The sequence below is a fragment of the Nocardioides pocheonensis genome (assembly GCF_003725535.1).
In the GTDB taxonomy this organism is placed as follows: domain Bacteria; phylum Actinomycetota; class Actinomycetes; order Propionibacteriales; family Nocardioidaceae; genus Marmoricola; species Marmoricola pocheonensis.
This window is the reverse complement of sequence record NZ_RJSF01000041.1, coordinates 30,372-30,898: the sequence shown is the minus strand read 5'-3', so window position 1 is coordinate 30,898 and position 527 is coordinate 30,372. Positions and strand designations below refer to the sequence as shown.

1 pseudogene is annotated in these 527 nt (G+C 69.1%); it reads left to right on the top strand.

Annotation, left to right across the window (positions count from 1 at the left end):
* Nucleotides 1–155: 155 nt before the first annotated feature.
* A pseudogene (locus tag EFL26_RS24275) lies at nucleotides 156–527 on the top strand (hypothetical protein); the annotation flags it as partial.

The following is a 527-nucleotide window of genomic DNA, read 5'->3' as shown; positions in this document are numbered from 1 at the left end:
CGCCGAGCCAACCCCCAGGTGGTTGAGCCTGCCGAAACCACGCGCACCGACTACGGAGTTGGGGGCGCGAAAGATTCTCGAGAAATCTTCCGAATTCCCTTACCAGCAAGGGGATCCGGGCCGAAAGTGTCGGTGGTCGCCCCTAGATTCGAACCATGAACCCGACCACCAGCACCGACCGCGGCACCACCGTCGCGACTTCGGTGTTGGCGGCTGCGCGTGGGTTCCGTCGAGCCGCGAACGCCGCCGAAGCTGGGCTGCTTGCGACGGCACTGGAGTGGGCGCACCTCCATGTGGTCGACGACCTCGACGACGCGGCGACGCTGGTGACCGGCACCGGTCGGGACACCGGGATCCCGATCGCCGGCGAAGGTGCGCCGCTGGTCAGCGAGTTCGCGGTCTGGGAGCTCGCCGCCGCGTTGGGGCTGTCCATTGAGTCGGGTCGGAACCTGGTCGCCCGGGCCCTCGAGCTGGCCCACCGACTCCCCAAGACCTGGGCACGCGTCCAGGCCGGGTCGTTGGCGCCC